This window comes from Cobetia sp. Ld8, from assembly GCF_045066615.1.
Taxonomy (GTDB): Bacteria; Pseudomonadota; Gammaproteobacteria; order Pseudomonadales; family Halomonadaceae; genus Cobetia; species Cobetia amphilecti.
Map to the genome: position 1 here is coordinate 1 of NZ_JBISHF010000002.1, position 3,775 is coordinate 3,775.

General features: G+C 65.1%; 1 protein-coding gene. It reads left to right on the forward strand.

Features of this window, described 5'->3' with window-relative positions:
- Positions 1 to 3,775, forward strand: a 3,775-nt coding sequence (locus ACJJV2_RS00010) for a beta strand repeat-containing protein (RefSeq protein ID WP_405277465.1), incomplete at both ends; no start/stop codon positions are given.

A 3,775-nucleotide genomic window follows, 5' to 3' on the forward strand; every position in this document is an offset into this window, starting at 1 on the left:
ACCGACTATGCGGCTGATGGCACCGTGACCTACACCTACGCCGAGGATGGCGCGAGCGAAGATCACACTGCCGGCGACATCACCGACAGCTTCACCGTCGTGGTCACCGACATCACCGGGCAGAGCACCAGCGACAGTCTGGACATCGCGATCCTCGATACCGCGCCGGTCGCCAACGCCGACGCCCGCAACATCGGTGAGGACACCACCACGGCACTCGACGGCAACGTCATCGACGGCGCCACCGACACCGCTGACACCCTGGGGGCCGATGCCACCAGCGTGACCAGCGTCACGCCGGACGGCGGGAGTGCGTCTGCCGTCACCGCAGATGATGCGACGGTCGTCACCGGCGACTACGGCACGCTGACGCTCGAAGCCGACGGCAGCTACAGCTATGTGCTCGACAACAGCAATGCCGAGGTCCAGGGCCTGGATGACGGCGCGTCACTAACCGACGTCTTCAGCTACACGATCACCGACGCCGATGGCGATACCTCCAGCACCACGCTGACCATCACCGTCGACGGCTCCACCGATGGCGCGCCGACCATCACCTCGCTGGATGACCAGTCGGTCACTGAGGCGACCGGCGGCACCGTTACTGACACCTTCCAGGTGGAAGCGGATGCCGGCATCGCCAGCGTCACCGTGAATGGTACTGATATCACCGGCGCGACCGAGGCCGATCCGGTCGAGATCACCACCGTCGAAGGTGTCCTGAGCGTGACCGGCTATGACGCCGACACGGGCACCGTGACCTATAGCTACGTCGAGGATGGCGCGAGCGAGGATCACACCGACGGCGACATCACCGACAGCTTCACCGTCGTGGTCACCGACATCACCGGGCAGAGCAGCACTGATAGCCTGGACATCGCGATCCTCGATACCGCTCCGGTCGCCAACGCCGACACCCGCAACATCGGCGAAGACACCACCGCGGCACTCGACGGCAACGTCATCGACGGCGCCAGCGACACCGCCGACACCCTGGGCGCGGATGCCACCAGCGTGACCAGCGTCACGCCGGACGGCGGGAGTGCGTCTGCCGTCACCGCGGATGATGCGACGGTTGTCACCGGCAGCTACGGCACGCTGACGCTCAACAGTGACGGCAGCTACAGCTATGTGCTCGACACCACCAATCCGGCCGTGCAGTCGCTGGATGATGGCGAGAGCCTGGCTGACGTCTTCAGCTACACGATCACCGATGCCGATGGCGACACTTCCAGCACCACGCTGACCATCACCGTCGACGGCTCGACCGACGGCGCGCCGACCATCACTGACATCAGTGCCACGGCCGACAACAGCGTCACCGAAGCCACCGGCGATACCGTCACCGGCAGCTTCACGGTCGCCGCGGAAGCGGGCATCGATACCGTCACCATTGGTGGCATCGACATCAGCGACGCCAGCACCACGCCGGTCGAGATCACCACCGACGAAGGCACCCTGACCATCACCGACTATGCGGCTGATGGCACCGTGACCTACCGCTACGTCGAAGATGGCGCGAGCGAGGATCACACCGACGGCGACATCACCGACAGCTTCACCGTCGTGGTCACCGACATCACCGGGCAGAGCAGCACTGACAGCCTGGACATCGCGATCCTCGATACCGCGCCGGTCGCCAACGCCGACACCCGCAACATCGGCGAAGACACCACCGCGGCACTCGACGGCAACGTCATCGACGGCGCCACCGACACCGCTGACACCCTGGGCGCGGATGCCACCACGGTCACTGACGTCGATGGCAGCACCGTCACGGCCGATGCCGCGGCCGTCGTCACCGGCGACTACGGCACGCTGACCCTCAACAGTGATGGCAGCTACAGCTATGTGCTCGACAACAGCAATGCCGAGGTCCAGGGCCTGGATGATGGCGAGAGCCTGGCGGACGAATTCAGCTACACGATCACCGACGCCGATGGCGATACCTCCAGCACCACGCTGACCATCACCGTCGACGGCTCGACCGATGGCGTGCCGACGATCACCTCGCTGGACGACCAGTCGGTCACTGAAGCGACCGGCGCAACCGTTACTGACACCTTCCTGGTGGAAGCGGATGCCGGCATCGCCAGCGTCACCGTGAATGGCACTGATATCACCGGCGCGACCGAGGCCGATCCGGTCGAGATCACCACCGTCGAAGGTGTCCTGAGCGTGACCGGCTACGACGCCGACACGGGCACCGTGACCTACAGCTACGTCGAAGATGGCGCGAGCGAAGATCACACCGACGGCGACATCACCGACAGCTTCACCGTCGTGGTCACCGACATCACCGGGCAGAGCACCAGCGACAGCCTGGACATCGCGATCCTCGATACCGCGCCGGTCGCCAACGCCGACGCCCGCAACATCGGCGAAGACACCACCGCGGCACTCGACGGCAACGTCATCGACGGCGCCAGCGACACCGCCGACACCCTGGGCGCGGATGCCACCAGCGTGACCAGCGTCACGCCGGACGGCGGGAGTGCGTCTGCCGTCACCGCGGATGATGCGACGGTTGTCACCGGCAGCTACGGCACGCTGACGCTCAACAGTGACGGCAGCTACAGCTATGTGCTCGACACCACCAATCCGGCCGTGCAGTCGCTGGATGATGGCGAGAGCCTGGCTGACGTCTTCAGCTACACGATCACCGACGCCGATGGCGACACCTCCAGCACCACGCTGACCATCATCGTCGACGGCTCCACCGATGGCGCGCCGACCATCACTGACATCAGCGAGCCAGTCGACAACAGTGTCACCGAAGCCACCGGCGACACCGTCACCGGCAGCTTCACGGTCGCGGCACAAGCGGGCATCGATACCGTCACCATTGACGGCGTCGACATCACCAACGCCAGCACCACGCCGGTCGTGATCACCACCGATGAAGGCACGCTGACCATCACCGACTATGCGGCTGATGGCACCGTGACCTACAGCTACGTCGAGGATGGCGCGAGCGAAGATCACACCGATGGCGACATCACCGACAGCTTCAGCGTCGTGGTCACCGACATCACCGGGCAGAGCACCACTGACAGCCTGGACATCGCGATCCTCGATACCGCCCCGGTCGCCAACGCCGACACCCGCAACATCGGCGAAGACACCACCGCGGCCCTCGACGGCAACGTCATCGACGGCGGCAGCGACACCGCTGACACCCTGGGCGCGGACGCCACCACGGTCACTGACGTCGATGGCAGCACCGTCACGGCCGATGCCGCCGCAGTCGTCACCGGCGACTACGGCACGCTGACGCTTGAAGCCGACGGCAGCTACAGCTATGTGCTCGACACTACCAATCCGGCCGTGCAGTCGCTGGATGATGGCGAGAGCCTGGCTGACGTCTTCAGCTACACGATCACCGACGCCGATGGCGATACCTCCAGCACCACGCTGACCATCACCGTCGACGGCTCGACCGATGGCGTGCCGACGATCACCTCGCTGGACGACCAGTCGGTCACTGAAGCGACCGGCGCAACCGTTACTGACACCTTCCTAGTGGAAGCGGATGCCGGCATCGCCAGCGTCACCGTGAATGGCACTGACATCACTGACGCCAGCACCACGCCGGTCGTGATCACCACCGACGAAGGCACGCTGACCATCACCGACTATGCGGCTGATGGCACCGTGACCTACAGCTACGTCGAGGATGGCGCGAGCGAAGATCACACCGGCGGCGACATCACCGACAGCTTCACCGTCGTGGTCACCGACATCACCGGGCAGAGCAGCACTGACAGCCTGGACA